This is a genomic window from Enhydrobacter sp. (genome assembly GCF_030246845.1).
In the GTDB taxonomy this organism is placed as follows: Bacteria; Pseudomonadota; Alphaproteobacteria; order Reyranellales; family Reyranellaceae; genus Reyranella.
This window is the reverse complement of sequence record NZ_CP126889.1, coordinates 3,546,636-3,560,507: the sequence shown is the minus strand read 5'-3', so window position 1 is coordinate 3,560,507 and position 13,872 is coordinate 3,546,636. Positions and strand designations below refer to the sequence as shown.

Sequence of the window (13,872 nt, the reverse complement as noted above, 5' to 3'; positions counted from 1 at the left end):
CCGTCATCCCCCGGGCGGCGCGAAGGCCGTGACAATCGGGAATTCGATCTCCACCGCCTTCCCGCTCAGCGGCAGCCGCAGATAAGCGCCTCGCCGCCACAACTCGACCTGGTCGAGGAAGTTGGCGCTGCCGAACCAGCCATCCTGACCGCCCAGCAGCACGACGCGAGCCTCGTCGATGTCCGACAGGCCGGCGATGAAGCGCGCATTGGATCCGAAGCGGACAGCATGGCGTCCCCCTGCCAGCGGGTTCGAGGTTTTCATCACCGTGTCGCTGCCGCCCCCGGCTGGCAGATCGAGGAAACGGTAGCGCCGCCCCACAACCGGAATGCCGCCCAGGGCATGGTCGAGGCGCAGACGGTGCAGCTCGCCCCAGGTGGCGTTGCCCCGGCATCGGACGCTGCGGCGCAGGGCCTGCCGCACGAGCAGCGTGAGCTTCTCGGGAGGAACCGCCTCCAGATCGTGCAGGATGAGATCGCGCATCGCCCACGAGGCACCGTAAGCTGCAAGCACGCGGTCACGATAGAAACGGCGCGCGACATGGAACAGCAGGCGCTCGAACAGGGCGGCGGCCCTGGACGCCTCCTCGTAGCTGCCATCCCACGCGGCGAGGAGGGCAATGCAGCGTTCGTGCTCTGACGGCAGTCTGCCCGATACCCGCAGCGCTCGACATAGAAGCTGCGCGAGTCGTTGCGCCGATTCCGACCGCACATCCCTCTGCAGCTCGGCGCATGAGGCAAGGTCGGGCCGCGCCATGCGGCCGACCAGCTCGGACAATCTGTCGGCGCGCCCGCGCGGCGAGAAGAAGCGGCCGATGACCTGCCCGCTGCGCGGCCGGTCGTTGGCGGAAACCACGAAGCCGTTCGCGGGATCGAACCAGTTCGGCAGCTCGTCGCCTCTCACGAACTCCTTCCAGGGCCCGCCGCCTGGAGCGATCAGGTCGTTCGAATGCCGGTGGCGCGGGATCCAGGCGGCCAGGGCGTGGCCGACATGGCCCTCGCTGTCGCCATAGATCATGTTGAGGCCTGGAACGGCGAAGCCCTGCAGCGCGGCGCGGAAGCCCTTCCAATCCCGCGCGCGCTCGAGCCGCAGCATCGCGGTCACCTCGTCGCTCTCGGCATGGCCTGCCCAGCGCAACGCCAGTGTCCGCCCGCTGGCCGTCCGGAAGAAGCGCGAGTCCGACAGGATCGGTCCCGTGGCGCAGGCCCGCACCGCGACCGTGCGCGGCCGGCCCCAGCGCACACGCAGTTTCTCCGGCCGTGCCTCGATCTGCTCCACCGGCAGATCCGACACGTCGCACAGCTCGCTCACATGGGCGTGCAGGCTGGTGCCGGCCCACCCGATCCAGTCGTTGCGGCCGGTGGCCATGAACGGCGTTCCGGGGATCATCAGGCCGACCGCACGATGGCCGGGCGCACGATAACCCATCGCGATCCAGTTGTTGGGAAGGGTCAGGCCGAGATGCGGATCGGCCACGATCCACGGCTTGCCGCCATGCCGTCCGGCGATCGCCACCGCGTTGCTGCCGCTACGATTGTTGACGCCCAGCACGGCCTCGCGCGGCACCGCGGTATGGGCGGAAATCCTGTCCCAGAGCTCGCGCCAGCCCGGTCCGCCGTAGGCGCCGATCAACCTTAGCCAGACGAGCCAGCTGTTGTCGAAAGCATAGAGCCGGCCCAGGGTGAGCACGTCCGCGACCGTCCAGGGCTCGCGCTCGAGTGCGAACAGCCCGAACTCGGGCGGCAACGGCGCTTTGACCAACACGTGGTTGACGCCCGACACATAGGCCTCGACCCAGGTCCGCGTCGCCGCGGGCAAGTTGCGCTGGATCTCGGGCACGGCGCGCGCAAAGCCGATGATGCGCACCGTACGATCGAACTCGATCGCGGCTGCGCCCACCATCTCGCTCATCCGGCCGGCGGCGACGCGACGGAACATCTCCATCTGGCCCAGGCGCAGATGCGCCTGCACGATGCCGATCAGGACAGGGAGGTCGCCGTCATCGTCGGCCTCGATGAAGGGCACCGCATGCCGGTTCCATCGCACGATCGCCGGTCGCCCGATCGGTGCGTCCTGCACAGGAAGCGCGGCCAGGCGCTCGGCAAGACCGATCGAGCCCGGCTTCGGCAGGCGCGGTGCCGCCATGCCGAGCCATGCCGCGAACCGCAGCGCACCCAGCACCAGTCGCCAGTCCATGCGCAATGCCAACGATCCCGTCCTACTGCCGTTCCCGTTCGCTGCGATGAAGCGTGGCGAAGGCCGCGACGGGAGGCAACCTTCGCTCACGGCGGCGGTTTGGCTCCGTGTGACGGCAGGAGGCGATTGTGGCGCATCGTCGTGGACATACGACCGGAAGGCGTGTCTGCCTTTTCCTCGTTGTCGTGGCCGTCTGCACTGTCGGCGCCTGCGACCGGACCGTCTCGCACGGCGCCTTGCCCGGCGGCCGAAGCCCCGGCGTCAGGACGACGGCCTATCTGCCGCCCAGCCCCAACAACGCCGCCACCGGCAGCAGCACGGGGAACACGCCCAATGCCGTGGTGGGGGGCCAGATCCCGGATTGGAGCAATCCGACGCCGCCGGGGCTGCCGGCCGCGAGCGCGCCCCTCGGCGGCGGATAGCGTCGCGCGGAAACCGGGCGGCAGCGATGGCGTTGATTCGGAGACCCAGCTATCGCTGCAAAGAGGTCCCATCATGGCCGACACCACTGCCCACTACGGCGACCTTCCCGCCGATGCCAGTGTTCCGCCGGAGGAGATGCGCGCTCATCGCCGGTCCTATCTCACTTTCGAGCGTCTGATACTGTTTTCCGTGCTGCACATCGCGTTGGTGCTTGTCTGCCTTGCCCTCGCCTTCCTCGGCGACGTGCCGCTGATCGCGTTCTTGCTGGGCGTGGCCGGCACCCTGGTCATGTTTGTCGGTTTCGTGGTCCGCGGCACCGCCCCTGCCTGACGACGTGGCGGTCGACTGCGCACGAAATGGGCGGCCAAAATCGCCTGCGCCGTCGGGGCCGGCTGCTATACTTCCTCAAGAAAAGCGTGGAGGACGTGATATGCCCCAGGGTCTCTCGATCCGGCCGGTCGAGGGCGCCACCTTCGGCGCCGTTGTCAGCGACGTTCGCATTCCCGAGCTCGACGAGTCGACATGGCGGGAGCTTCACGCGGCCTGGCTCGACCGCGCCCTGTTGATCTTTCCCGGCCAGTTTCTCAAGCGTGACGAGCAGATCGCTTTCGCCAAGCGCTTCGGGCCGCTCGAGTTCGAGATGGCGGCCATCAGCAACGTGAAAGCCGACGGCACGCTGCGGCTCGAGAAGGACAACGACGACATGATGAAGGTGCTGAAGGGCAACATGGGCTGGCACGCCGATTCGACCTACATGCCCGTTCAGGCCAAGGGAGCCGTGTTCAGCGCCGAGGTCGTGCCGGCGGTCGGTGGCCGCACCGGCTGGGCCGACATGCGCGCGGCTTACGATGCGCTCGACGGCGGGACGCGAGACAAGGTCGAGAAGCTTTCAGCCTATCACTCCCTGCACTACAGCCAGTCGAAGCTCGGCCACGAGACACGGAAGTCCGACGGCGAATATAGCGGCTACGGCTTCCATGACGGCCCCGTGCCGCTGCGTCCGCTGGTGAAGACACACCCCGAGACCGGCCGCAAGTCGCTGCTGATCGGCCGGCATGCGCACAACATCCCCGGCATGGACGAGGTCGAATCGGAACGCTTTCTCGCCGGGTTGGTCGAGTTCGCCTGCCGGCCGCCGCGCATCTATCACCACGACTGGCGGCCGGGCGACGTCGTCGTGTGGGACAATCGCTGCCTGCTGCATCAGGCCACGCCGTGGGACATGACCCAGCCGCGCGTGATGTGGCACAGCCGCATCGCCGGCGATCCGGTGAGCGAGGCCGCGCTGGCTGCGTGAACCGGCGAGTCGGGGAGGCGCCCGGAATGCTTCGCGCGCAAGCTTACTCCGAAAACACGACAGGAGCGTCCATGCGTCCGTGGCTTAGCCGTGCCGGCACCCTTCTCGCGTCGATGCTTGTCCTCTTCACCGTCGCCTCCTGCGGCTACAACACCATCCCGACACTCGAGGAACAGGCCAAGGCGCGCTGGGCCGACGTGCAGAACAACTATCAACGCCGCGCGGATCTCATACCGAACCTGGTCGCGACCGTGCAGGGTTATGCGAAGCAGGAGAAGGACGTCCTGACCGCGGTGGTCGAGGCGCGCGCGAAGGCGACACAGATCAAGATCGACGTGTCGCAGCTCACCGACCCTGAGAAGTTGAAACAGTTCCAGGATGCCCAGAATCAGCTTACCGGCGCGCTCGGGCGGCTTCTCGCGGTCAGCGAGAACTACCCCGACCTCAAGTCGAACCAGAACTTCCTGGCATTGCAGTCCCAGCTCGAGGGGACGGAGAACCGTATCGCGGTAGCGCGGCGCGACTACATCGAAGCGGTGCGCGCCTACAATACGGAACTCCGGACCTTCCCCGGAATGCTGTGGGCGGCGATCTTCTTCCCCTCGGCCAAGCCGATGGCGGAGTTCACCGCGGGAGAGGATGCGCAGAAGCCGCCGCAAGTGAAGTTCTGATCCACCGATGACTGTCCGGCCATGAGTGCAGGCGCCGACGCCGTCTCTCGCCTCGCCGGGGGCACGGCGATTCGAGCGCCAGCCGCCGTCGCGGCGTCCTTGGCGATGTGGTTGTGCCTCGCCGTCGCGGCACTGGCCGCCAATTTCCCTCCGCTCACCGGCCGCGTCGTCGATCAGGCCAATGTCATTCCGGCCGAAACCCGCCGTGCGCTCGAGAGCAGGCTCGCCGGGCTCGAGGCCAAATCGGGCATTCAGCTCGTGGTCGCGACCGTCAATTCACTCGATGGCATGGAGATCGAGCCCTATGCCAACGAGCTGTTCCGCACATGGAAGCTCGGCGAGAAGACGAAGAACAATGGCGTGCTGCTGCTGGTCGCCCCCAAGGAGCGGCGCGTGCGCATCGAGGTCGGCTACGGCCTCGAAGGCACGCTGACCGACGCCCTTTCGAAGGTGATCATCACCAATGCCATCGTGCCGCGGTTCAAGACGGGCAATTTCGGCGACGGAATCGTTCGGGGCGTCGACGACATCATCACGGTGCTCACGACCGATGCCTCCGACTGGCAGAAGCGGCCGTCGCTGCGGCTCGACGACGAGGAGCAGACCGGGCCGATGGACTGGATCATCGTTGCCGGGCTGATCGGTCTTGTTCTCCTGCTCGCCGTCTCGCCCGGCTTTCGTTTCTTTTTCTTCAACATCCTGCTGTCCACCATGGCCAGTTCCGGTGGCACCTACCGCCGCGGCGGCGGTTTCTCCGGCGGCGGATTTCCCGGCGGAGGCGGTTCTTCGGGCGGGGGCTTCTCGGGCGGCGGCGGATCGTCGGGTGGCGGCGGCGCTTCGGGGAGCTGGTGATGTCCTTTCGGCCGGAAGACAGCGCACGGATCTCGGCCGCCATCCGGGCCGCCGAGGCGCGGACCTCGGGCGAGATCGTCTGCGTCCTGGCGCGGCGATCGGTGGATCGGACCGCGCTGCCCGTCGTTATTGCGGCGGTCGTGTCGCTGCTGCTGCCGTGGCTGCTCGTGCAGTGCACCGCGCTTGCGGTCCGGCAGATCCTGCTGCTTCAGGTGGCGACGTTCGTGGCCCTGACCATGATCCTTTGCCAGCCGCGCATCGCCGTTGCCCTCGTCCCGAGGGCGGCGCGGCGGGCCGTCGCGCACCGCCGGGCCATGGAACAGTTCGTCCTGCGTGGCATCACGCGGACAAGGGATCGTACGGCCGTGCTGATCTTCGTGTCGCTGGCGGAGCGCTATGCGCGCATCGTCGCCGACGACGGCATCGCCGCACGTGTTCCCCAGTCGGAATGGCAGCGGGCCGTCGACGCCCTGACCGGCCATATGCGGGAGGGGCGGATCGCCGACGGCTTCGTCGCCGCGATCGACAAATGCGCCGACGTCCTGGCGATGCACTTTCCGCCGACCGAAAGCTCGCGGGACGAGCTGCCCGACCGAATCTACCTGATCTGAACGGGCCGGCCTTCCCGGAACAACGACGATGTCAACGAACAGCGATCTGCCGGGCTATGTGTTCATCCTCCTGATTGCGCTTGCGGCGTTGTCGGGCTGGCTGACCGTGCGCGCACTGCGGTGCGGACGGATGGAACTGCGCGGCGGCCGCTTCGTGATCGACCGCTCGCGGCAACCCTTCCTGTTCTGGAGCCTGCTGGCTGTCTTCGCCGCCGTTCCCCTCGCCTATTTCGCCTATATTCTCGCCGTCGTGCAGCGTTGACCCAGATCAATTGGCGCCGACGGAGGTCCTCGTAATGAAGTCATCGCAGCTCACCGCAGGTTGGTAACGTGATGCAGAACAGCGAAATCGCCGGATACGGCCCCACCGCGAAGGTGCTCCATTGGCTTGCCGCGCTCTGTATCGTGCTGGCCTGGCTGCTGGGCACGTTCATCGACGACTTTCCCAAGAGCGCCGAACCGGCGGCGCTCTTCGCCCACATGTCGCTCGGGCTAACGGTGCTCGCGCTGGTCTTCGTGCGCCTGGGCTGGCGGTTCGGTCACCCTCCGCCGGAGCTCCTGCCGTCCGCGTTCAGTCCGTGGGCCGAACGCGCGGCGATCCTCGTCCACTGGCTGCTCTATGCCTTGATGCTGGCGCTGCCGATCACGGGCATCGTGCTGCAGTTCACCCGCGGCCAGCCGGTGCCGCTGTTCGGCCTCGCCGAGATCGCTTCGCCCTGGGCCCGCGACCGCGCCCTGTCACGCTCCGTCCACGAGATCCACGAATTGCTGGCCGACTCGCTTCTCATCGTGGCGACGCTGCACGCTCTGGCCGCCATCGCCCATCACTACGTCCTCAAGGACGGGACGCTGCGCCGAATGATGCTGGTCCGACACCAGGGAGCGGCGTCCGGCCGGCACTCCTAGCCCTGCCCTCGGAGGAACGATGAAGGCCGACGATTCCCCGGCCGGTGGCCGCTCGCCCGCGCGGCACCCGCCGCAGCCGGACAGGCGGCGGCAGTCGCTGCCAACCGCGAAGCCCAAGCCCGCCGCCGACGATCCGGCCGCGCCCGAGGCCCTGCGACGCATCCTCGCCAGCGCGAGCTATCGCGAAGCCGACGAAGATCTCGATTTCCTGCAGGAGAAGGAGACCCGCGGCCTGCGCCTGCAGCTCGAATACCTCAAGGCGGAGACACTGCTCAGAGAGAACAATATCGCCCACACCGTCGCGGTGTTCGGCAGCACGCGCATCGACGAGCCGCGCGCAGCCCAGCGGCGCCTCGACGACTGCGTCCGCAGGCTCGGCGAGGACCCGCACAACAGCACGCTGCGGCAGCAGCATGCCGTCGCCCTGCGCCTCCTCGAGAAAAGCAGATACTACGATATGGCGCGCGCATTCGGCCGTATCGTCGGCCGCGTGGCCGACTGCTCCTATGGCGGCCGGACGATGATCATGACGGGCGGCGGGCCCGGCATCATGGAGGCCGCCAACCGGGGCGCGCACGATGTCGGCGCTCCCTCGATCGGCCTCAACATCTCGCTGCCGCACGAGCAGTATCCCAACCCCTACGTCACGCCCGAGCTCTGCCTGAAATTCCGCTACTTCGCGCTGCGCAAGCTGCACTTCATGATGCGCGCGCGGGCGCTCGTGGTTTTCCCCGGTGGTTTCGGCACCATCGACGAGTTGTTCGAGATCCTCGAACTGTCGCAGACGCGCAAGATGCCGCCGGTCCCGGTTGTCCTAGTGGGGGAGCCGTTCTGGCGGCGCGCGTTCGATCCCGAGTTCCTGGTCGAGGAAGGCATGATAGATGCCGAAGATCGCGAGCTGTTCTGGTTCTCGGAGTCGGCGGAGGCGATCTGGCGTGACATCCTGCGCTGGTACGAGCTGAAGGGCGAGCCGTTCTGCCCGAGCGACGTCGGCGTCCCATGAAGCTGTCCTTCCATGGCGCCGGCCAGACCGTGACCGGCTCCTGCCACCTGCTCGAATGCCGCGGCCGGCGCATTCTGATCGACTGCGGCCTGTTCCAGGGCCGCCGGGCATTGCGGGATGAGAACGCCGCCCCCTTCGGCTTCGATCCGGCCGCAATCGATCATGTGCTGCTGACCCATGCGCATCTCGATCATTGCGGCCGGTTGCCGCTGCTCGCGAAGCGGGGCTTTCGCGGCGAGGTGATCGCAACCGCGCCCACCTTCGAGCTGGCACGGCTGGTGATCCTCGATGCGGCGCATTTGCAGGAGGAAGAGGCGGGGCATCGAAACCAGGGCTCGATTCGCGCCTTTCGCCCCGGCGAGCCGGAAGGCGGCACTGCACTCTACTCGATGCTCGATGCGCTCGACGCCATCGGACGCTTTGGTCGGACCGCTGCCTACGACACGGCAATCGACATCGCGCCCGGCATTCGCGCGACGTTCTTCGATGCCGGCCATATCCTCGGCTCGGCCAGCATCCTGATCAAAGCCGAGGAGGACGGCCACTCGCGATCGATCCTCTTCTCGGGCGACATCGGCAATGCCGGCCGGCCGCTCCTGCGTCCGCCCAGTACGCCGCCGGCGGCGGATTTCGTGGTGATAGAGTCGACGTACGGCAATCGCCGGCACCGCTCGTTCGCGGCCTCGGTCGAGGAGCTGTACGAGGCCATCACGTCGACGCTGCAGCGACGCGGCAACGTCGTCGTCCCGACCTTCGCCCTGGAACGCACCCAGGAGATCCTCTATTGCCTGCGCCGAGGCATCGAGACCAGTCGGCTGCCTCCGGCGTTGCCGGTGTTCCTCGATTCACCGATGGCCATCTCGGCGACGGAAATCTTCCGCCGTCATCCGGAGTCGCATGCCCCCGCCCTCGCTGCGCTTTTCAGGTCGGGCAGGGATCCGCTGGTGGTTCCGGGCCTGCGGATGGCGAGGGAGACGGCTCAATCGGCGGCGATCGCCCGCATCAGCGGCGGCGCGGTGATCATGGCCGGTTCGGGCATGTGCACCGGCGGCCGGATCGTCCACCACCTGCGCAACAACCTCGAGCGGGACGCCGCCAGCATCGTCTTCGTCGGCTTCGCCGCCGCCGGCACGCTGGCCCGACAGATCATCGACGGGGCGCGCCGCGTCAAAGTCCTCGGCGAGGAGGTGCCCGTGCGGGCTCACATCCATACCATCAACGGCTTTTCGGCCCATGCCGACCAGCGCGAACTGATCGACTGGCACGACCGTATCGACGGCAAGCAGGCGACCTTCCTCGTTCACGGCGAAGTGCCGGTAATGAAGGATCTCGCGCCGCTTTTGCGCACACCGAAGCTCTAAATGCCGGCGCTGAATCAACAGTTCGAGATTTGACCGCGTCGCCGCTGGCATCTGCCGACATCGGCGCTACCTTGGGCCGTGGAGGTGAGACATGAGATGCTGGACCGGCATGGTGCTCGCCGTGATTGCGATCCTTCTGGTGGCAAGCTGCAAGAACCTGCCGGGTGCCGACGGGCGATATGCCACACACGACCGCGGCCAGAACAATCGCGGCTCGCCGTGACCACGAAAGCATTGGCGACATGCAACGGGGGGTATGCCAGTCCCACATTCACGGGGCCTGTCATGTGGATCCTGTGCTAACGTCCCGGCCATCGTCCGGAATCGAGCCGCCTCTGGAGAACTCAATGACGATCAATCGCCGCAATCTGGCCATCACCGCCATGCTGGCTTCCGCCGTGGCAGCATTCGCCGAGGCCGATGCCTCGGCGCAGAACAAGGATAGCAAGGACAAGGACAAGGACAAGGACAAGGAAGCCGTTGCCGCCGTGTCGGATGCCGTCATCGAGCTCACGAAGGCGATGCTGGCGCCCGACAAGGCCAAGCTCGAGTCGCTCATCGCCGACCAGCTGAGCTACGGCCATTCGAGCGGCCTCGTCCAGGACAAGGCGGCGTTCATCGACACGATCGTCGGCAAGAAGACCGTGTACAAGTCCATCGAGCTCTCCAAGCAGACGATCGCCATCTCCGGCAACGACGCCATCGTGCGCCATGCCTGGATGAGCGAGAGCGGCAGCGGCGACGGCAACTGGACCGTCTCCAAGCTCGGCGTCCTGCAAGTCTGGCAAAAGCAGGGCTCGAGCTGGAAGCTCCTGGCGCGGCAAGGCTACAAGGCGTAGGCGAAAATCGAGGCTCGCCGTTCGCTCAGCTCGCGTAGGCCGGGCTTTCCCGATCGAGCATGCGGCGCAGGGCCTTCCACGGGCGCTCCCCTTTGCCGGGGAAGCTCGCGAATTGCGCCGCGGTACGCTCTGCAACCCGAGCCGGCGGCAGGGCGATCTTGCGGCCACCCTGTGTGGCCGCAATCTGGATCCGGCAGGCCTGTTCCATGTAGTACATGTTGTAGAAGGCCTCGGCGACGGTGCGGCCGGTCGTGAGCAGACCATGGTGTTTCAGGATCATGACATCATTGTCGCCGAGATCGCGCACCAGCCGTTCACGCTCGTCGAGATCGAGCGCCACGCCCTCGTAGTCGTGGTAGGCGACGCGACCATGGAATTCCATCGACATCTGGTTGAGCGGCAGGAGGCCCTCCTCCTGCGCCGCCACCGCCATGCCGGCCGTGGTGTGGGTGTGCATCACGCACTGCGCGTCGTCCCGAGTCATGTGGACGGCCGAATGGATCGTGAAGCCCGCATTGTTGATCTTGGACTCCTCCTCTTTCTCGACCGCATGGCCCTCGGGATCGACCACCACGAGGCTCGAGGCGGTTATCTCGTCGAACATCAGCCCGTAGGGGTTGAGGAGGAAGCGATGCTCCCTGCCCGGCAGCCGCGCCGAGAGATGGGTGAAGATGAGATCGTCCATGCCGAAATGGGCGATCAGCCGATAGGCCGCCGCGAGGTCGCAGCGGATCTCCCATTCCTGCGGATCGATGTTGCGTCCATGCATGGTCGGTCTCCCTGATCCACCACCGTTCTTGCACCGGCGCGGCAAGTAGTAAAGGGTTGCCGGCCTTCCTCCACCCCTCCTCGAAGGTGGTGGAACGCCGACTGCCACAGTCTCTTCATATTGATTCTGTTGCCACTTCGGAAGCGACGCGCTTTGATGTGGGCGAACGAGCAGGAGGTGCCCATGGAACGCGGCTTGCTCGCCCCGCTCAGCCCAAACGAACAGACAGTTCTGCGACGCGTGGCGAAGGGAATCACCAAGCCCAAGCACTTGCGCTCAAATTCGGTGGAACGTCTCAAGCGACTGGCGCTCGTCGAGGAGAGCGGCGGTCGCATCCGGTTGACGGCGCTGGGACAGCAGCGTTGCCTGGCCGAGGTGCCCACCCCTCCGCACGCGCCCGCTGCCTGAGCGGCTGCCACGGGACGGATGCCGGTTCGCTGGACCATTTCCCATCCCGCCCGACTGGTCGTGGCGGTCGCTCGGGATGATGTAACCATCGCCGATATCGAGCAGTATTTCGCCGGCGTGACCGCCGAAGGCGGCATGTCATATCGCAAGATCTTCGAGATCACACGCACCCCTACCGCGCTCAGCGAGGAGAACCTGAAGGCGTTGGGCGCGCGGGTGATGTACTACGCCCAGCATGGCCAGGTCGGGCCGGTGGCGATCGTGGCGGCATCCGACGAGAGCTACACGCAGGCGAGAATCTTCGCCGACGCGGCCACGGTCAGCCGTCCACTGGCGATCTTCCGCGAGATGCACGAGGCGCGCCGCTGGCTCGACGCTCAGCCGGTCCCGCAAAAGTGAACGCCGGCTCGCGAGCGCTCCGCTAGTCTTTCGGCGGCGCATGACCGGGAGGGCCTCATGCACGTTCGCCGGCTGGTTCTTGCAAGTGTGATCGCGGCGGCCGTCACGTTGCCGGCTGCAGCCCAGACGGCTGACCGGCTCTACGTGATGGATTGTGGGCACAATTCGGCGCAGGACCAATCGCGCTGGTCGCCGGGCGTCGATGTCGGCAAGCCGATCGAGCTCTCCAACGGCTGCTACCTCATCCACCATGGCGCGCAGTGGTTGTTGTGGGACACGGGTTATCCCGACGCGATCGCGGAAAGGCCCGTCACCACGCCGGTGGGGACGGCGAGCCGGGTAAGGACACTTGCCGCGCAGCTCGGCGAGCTGGGGCTGACGCCGGCCGACATCGCCTTCGTTGCCGTCTCGCATACCCATGGCGACCATGTCGGCAATGTCGACCTGTTTCCGGCCTCGATGCTCCTGATCCAGAAGGCCGAGGTCGACTGGGCTTTCGCGCCCGGCAAGAAGGTGCCGTTCAAGAAGGATCGGCCGATGCGCGAGCTCTCGGGCGATCTCGACGTGTTCGGCGACGGCAGCATCACCCTTCTTTCCACGCCCGGCCATACGCCGGGGCACCAGTCGCTGCTGGTCCACCTCGCCAGGACGGGATGGATCGTGCTGACCGGCGACGCGGCCCACTTCAAGGACAATTGGGACCATGATCGCGTGCCCTCGATGAACGTCAACGCCGACCAAACGCACGCCTCGCATGCGCGGCTCGCCGCCATCGTGGCCAGCAAGAAAGCCTTGCTCTGGATCAATCATGACCTGCCCACCTTCCAGAGCCTGAAGCATTCGCCGCAGTTCTATGACTGATCGCGGCGGTCCGGGCGGCGTCGCGCTCCGGACCGATGCCGCGCATACTCGCCGCTACGGTGGCGCGCCCCGGGGCGGGTGCTATGCTGCGCCAGCAGGAGCAATGTCATGAACACGCACAAGGTCCGGCTTACGAGTCTCGCTCATGGCGGCGGCTGCGGCTGCAAGCTCGCGCCGTCGGTGCTGCAGGAGTTGCTCGCCGATCAGCCGGCGGCGGCGATGTACAAGCAGCTTCTGGTGGGAACGGAGACCTCCGACGATGCCGCGGTGTGGCAGGTCGACGACAATACGTGCATCATCGCCACCACCGACTTCTTCATGCCGATGGTCGACGATCCGTTCGACTTCGGCCGCATCGCCGCCACCAACGCGATCTCCGACGTCTATGCGATGGGCGGCCAGCCGGTGATGGCGCTCGCCATTCTCGGTATGCCGCTCGGCAAAATCCCCACCGAGATGGTGCGTGAGATCCTGAAAGGCGGTGCGGCTGTCTGCGCGTCGGCCGGCATTCCGGTCGCGGGAGGCCATTCGATCGATTGTCCCGAGCCGGTGTACGGTCTTGCTGTCATCGGGACCTGCCGGCCGGAGCAGGTGCGTCGCAATTCGGGCACCAGGCCGGGCGACGCGGTGATCCTCACCAAGCCCGTCGGGGTCGGCATTTATTCGGCCGCGATCAAGAAGAACGCCCTGGCGCCGGAAGCCTATCAGGAGATGATCGCCACCACGACGCTGTTAAACAAGGTTGGCGCCGAGCTCGCCGCCGACCAGGACGTGCATGCCATCACCGACGTCACGGGCTTCGGCGTTCTGGGTCACGGGCTGGAGATGGCGCGCGGCTCTGGGCTCGCGCTTGCCATCGAGGCCGATGCCGTGCCCATGCTGGCCGACGCCGCCTCGCTCGCGCAGCGGGGGCATGTCACCGGCGCCTCGCATCGCAACTGGGCGAGCTACGGCCACGACGTCGTCCTGCCGGCCGCCCTACCCGACTGGAAGCGTCATCTGCTCGCGGATCCGCAGACCTCCGGCGGTCTCCTGGTCGCCTGTTCCCCGGAAAAGGCGGAGGCAATGCTGCGCACCGTCCAGGCCGCCGGCTGCCCCGGTGCGCGCATCATCGGCCGGGCCGAAGCAGGAACACCGGTGGTTCGTGTCATAGGCTGAGCCAAGCTCTTGCAAGACCCGGGCGCGGCCGCGGCGAAAGCAGTGGTTGCAAAGACCCGGTACATCGGTTCTCCTTTCCCGGAGGCGTGACGACGCAAGCCGACGGGCCTTCGTCGTC

At 66.7% G+C, this 13,872-nt stretch carries 18 protein-coding genes; 16 read left to right on the top strand and 2 right to left on the bottom strand.

The features are described from left to right. Positions 1 to 3: 3 nt before the first annotated feature. On the bottom strand, positions 4 to 2,208 hold the full coding sequence (locus OJF58_RS17845; RefSeq protein ID WP_300779060.1) for a penicillin acylase family protein: 2,205 nt from the start codon (positions 2,206 to 2,208) through the stop codon (positions 4 to 6). 116 nt (positions 2,209 to 2,324) lie between these two features. On the opposite strand from OJF58_RS17845, the gene OJF58_RS17840 reads away from it, so the two are divergent. The 12 genes from OJF58_RS17840 to OJF58_RS17785 all read left to right on the top strand — a co-directional run bounded on the left by OJF58_RS17840 (position 2,325) and on the right by OJF58_RS17785 (position 10,159). After that, a complete protein-coding gene (locus OJF58_RS17840; protein ID WP_300779059.1) occupies positions 2,325 to 2,618 on the top strand; it encodes a hypothetical protein in 294 nt (97 codons plus the stop codon). Between the two features lie 73 nt (positions 2,619 to 2,691). Then, positions 2,692 to 2,949, top strand: a complete 258-nt coding sequence (locus tag OJF58_RS17835) for a hypothetical protein (RefSeq protein ID WP_300779058.1) — start codon at positions 2,692 to 2,694, stop codon at positions 2,947 to 2,949. A gap of 100 nt (positions 2,950 to 3,049) precedes the next feature. Further along, a complete protein-coding gene (locus OJF58_RS17830; protein WP_300779057.1) occupies positions 3,050 to 3,916 on the top strand; it encodes a TauD/TfdA family dioxygenase in 867 nt (288 codons plus the stop codon). Between the two features lie 71 nt (positions 3,917 to 3,987). Beyond that, on the top strand, positions 3,988 to 4,587 hold the full coding sequence (locus OJF58_RS17825) for a LemA family protein (protein ID WP_300779056.1): 600 nt from the start codon (positions 3,988 to 3,990) through the stop codon (positions 4,585 to 4,587). Between the two features lie 105 nt (positions 4,588 to 4,692). Next, complete coding sequence (locus OJF58_RS17820) at positions 4,693 to 5,439, top strand: YgcG family protein (RefSeq protein WP_300785315.1); 747 nt, start codon at positions 4,693 to 4,695, stop codon at positions 5,437 to 5,439. Then, the gene (locus OJF58_RS17815) at positions 5,439 to 6,050 is read left to right on the top strand and encodes a TPM domain-containing protein (protein WP_300779055.1); all 612 of its coding nucleotides are present in this window, start codon (positions 5,439 to 5,441) and stop codon (positions 6,048 to 6,050) included. The genes OJF58_RS17820 and OJF58_RS17815 overlap by 1 nt, the downstream gene beginning before the upstream one ends. 28 nt (positions 6,051 to 6,078) lie before the next feature. Next, entirely contained in the window at positions 6,079 to 6,312 is a 234-nt protein-coding gene (locus OJF58_RS17810; protein WP_300779054.1) for a hypothetical protein, read from the top strand. A 71-nt stretch (positions 6,313 to 6,383) separates the two neighbouring features. Beyond that, entirely contained in the window at positions 6,384 to 6,956 is a 573-nt protein-coding gene (locus tag OJF58_RS17805; RefSeq protein WP_300779053.1) for a cytochrome b, read from the top strand. A gap of 19 nt (positions 6,957 to 6,975) precedes the next feature. Continuing rightward, on the top strand, positions 6,976 to 7,959 hold the full coding sequence (locus tag OJF58_RS17800; RefSeq protein ID WP_300779052.1) for an LOG family protein: 984 nt from the start codon (positions 6,976 to 6,978) through the stop codon (positions 7,957 to 7,959). Then, on the top strand, positions 7,956 to 9,320 hold the full coding sequence (locus tag OJF58_RS17795; RefSeq protein ID WP_300779051.1) for an MBL fold metallo-hydrolase: 1,365 nt from the start codon (positions 7,956 to 7,958) through the stop codon (positions 9,318 to 9,320). The genes OJF58_RS17800 and OJF58_RS17795 overlap by 4 nt, the downstream gene beginning before the upstream one ends. A 91-nt stretch (positions 9,321 to 9,411) precedes the next feature. Continuing rightward, a complete protein-coding gene (locus tag OJF58_RS17790) occupies positions 9,412 to 9,543 on the top strand; it encodes a hypothetical protein (protein WP_300779050.1) in 132 nt (43 codons plus the stop codon). A 124-nt stretch (positions 9,544 to 9,667) separates the two neighbouring features. Then, positions 9,668 to 10,159, top strand: coding sequence for a nuclear transport factor 2 family protein (locus OJF58_RS17785; RefSeq protein ID WP_300779049.1), 492 nt, complete (start codon positions 9,668 to 9,670; stop codon positions 10,157 to 10,159). A 25-nt stretch (positions 10,160 to 10,184) separates the two neighbouring features. Here OJF58_RS17785 and OJF58_RS17780 read toward each other — a convergent pair whose 3' ends face one another. Then, positions 10,185 to 10,928 (bottom strand): class II aldolase/adducin family protein, encoded by a 744-nt coding sequence (locus OJF58_RS17780; RefSeq protein ID WP_300779048.1) that lies wholly within the window; start codon positions 10,926 to 10,928, stop codon positions 10,185 to 10,187. 183 nt (positions 10,929 to 11,111) lie between these two features. Here OJF58_RS17780 and OJF58_RS17775 point away from each other — a divergent pair, with 183 nt between their 5' ends. The 4 genes from OJF58_RS17775 to selD all read left to right on the top strand — a co-directional run bounded on the left by OJF58_RS17775 (position 11,112) and on the right by selD (position 13,754). Continuing rightward, positions 11,112 to 11,336 (top strand): hypothetical protein, encoded by a 225-nt coding sequence (locus OJF58_RS17775; RefSeq protein ID WP_300779047.1) that lies wholly within the window; start codon positions 11,112 to 11,114, stop codon positions 11,334 to 11,336. Positions 11,337 to 11,354: 18 nt separating this feature from the next. Next, positions 11,355 to 11,735: a hypothetical protein gene (locus OJF58_RS17770; RefSeq protein WP_300779046.1), complete on the top strand. Its 381-nt coding sequence runs from the start codon at positions 11,355 to 11,357 to the stop codon at positions 11,733 to 11,735. A gap of 57 nt (positions 11,736 to 11,792) precedes the next feature. Then, positions 11,793 to 12,596 (top strand): N-acyl homoserine lactonase family protein, encoded by an 804-nt coding sequence (locus OJF58_RS17765; protein WP_300779045.1) that lies wholly within the window; start codon positions 11,793 to 11,795, stop codon positions 12,594 to 12,596. 108 nt (positions 12,597 to 12,704) lie between these two features. Then, positions 12,705 to 13,754 carry a selenide, water dikinase SelD gene (selD, locus tag OJF58_RS17760; protein ID WP_300779044.1) on the top strand — a complete coding sequence of 350 codons (1,050 nt, stop codon included), beginning with the start codon at positions 12,705 to 12,707 and terminating at the stop codon, positions 13,752 to 13,754. The last annotated feature ends 118 nt before the right edge of the window (positions 13,755 to 13,872 follow it).

Bases quoted from the DNA above. Each gene is read 5' to 3' on its own strand.
- OJF58_RS17835 (WP_300779058.1), top strand. From the start codon at position 2,692: ATGGCCGACACCACTGCCCACTACGGCGACCTTCCCGCCGATGCCAGT.
- OJF58_RS17830 (WP_300779057.1), top strand. From the start codon at position 3,050: ATGCCCCAGGGTCTCTCGATCCGGCCGGTCGAGGGCGCCACCTTCGGC.
- OJF58_RS17825 (WP_300779056.1), top strand. From the start codon at position 3,988: ATGCGTCCGTGGCTTAGCCGTGCCGGCACCCTTCTCGCGTCGATGCTT.
- OJF58_RS17820 (WP_300785315.1), top strand. From the start codon at position 4,693: ATGTGGTTGTGCCTCGCCGTCGCGGCACTGGCCGCCAATTTCCCTCCG.
- OJF58_RS17815 (WP_300779055.1), top strand. From the start codon at position 5,439: ATGTCCTTTCGGCCGGAAGACAGCGCACGGATCTCGGCCGCCATCCGG.
- OJF58_RS17810 (WP_300779054.1), top strand. From the start codon at position 6,079: ATGTCAACGAACAGCGATCTGCCGGGCTATGTGTTCATCCTCCTGATT.
- OJF58_RS17805 (WP_300779053.1), top strand. From the start codon at position 6,384: ATGCAGAACAGCGAAATCGCCGGATACGGCCCCACCGCGAAGGTGCTC.
- OJF58_RS17800 (WP_300779052.1), top strand. From the start codon at position 6,976: ATGAAGGCCGACGATTCCCCGGCCGGTGGCCGCTCGCCCGCGCGGCAC.
- OJF58_RS17795 (WP_300779051.1), top strand. From the start codon at position 7,956: ATGAAGCTGTCCTTCCATGGCGCCGGCCAGACCGTGACCGGCTCCTGC.
- OJF58_RS17790 (WP_300779050.1), top strand. From the start codon at position 9,412: ATGAGATGCTGGACCGGCATGGTGCTCGCCGTGATTGCGATCCTTCTG.
- OJF58_RS17785 (WP_300779049.1), top strand. From the start codon at position 9,668: ATGACGATCAATCGCCGCAATCTGGCCATCACCGCCATGCTGGCTTCC.
- OJF58_RS17780 (WP_300779048.1), bottom strand. From the start codon at position 10,928: ATGCATGGACGCAACATCGATCCGCAGGAATGGGAGATCCGCTGCGAC.
- OJF58_RS17775 (WP_300779047.1), top strand. From the start codon at position 11,112: ATGGAACGCGGCTTGCTCGCCCCGCTCAGCCCAAACGAACAGACAGTT.
- OJF58_RS17770 (WP_300779046.1), top strand. From the start codon at position 11,355: ATGCCGGTTCGCTGGACCATTTCCCATCCCGCCCGACTGGTCGTGGCG.
- OJF58_RS17765 (WP_300779045.1), top strand. From the start codon at position 11,793: ATGCACGTTCGCCGGCTGGTTCTTGCAAGTGTGATCGCGGCGGCCGTC.
- selD (WP_300779044.1), top strand. From the start codon at position 12,705: ATGAACACGCACAAGGTCCGGCTTACGAGTCTCGCTCATGGCGGCGGC.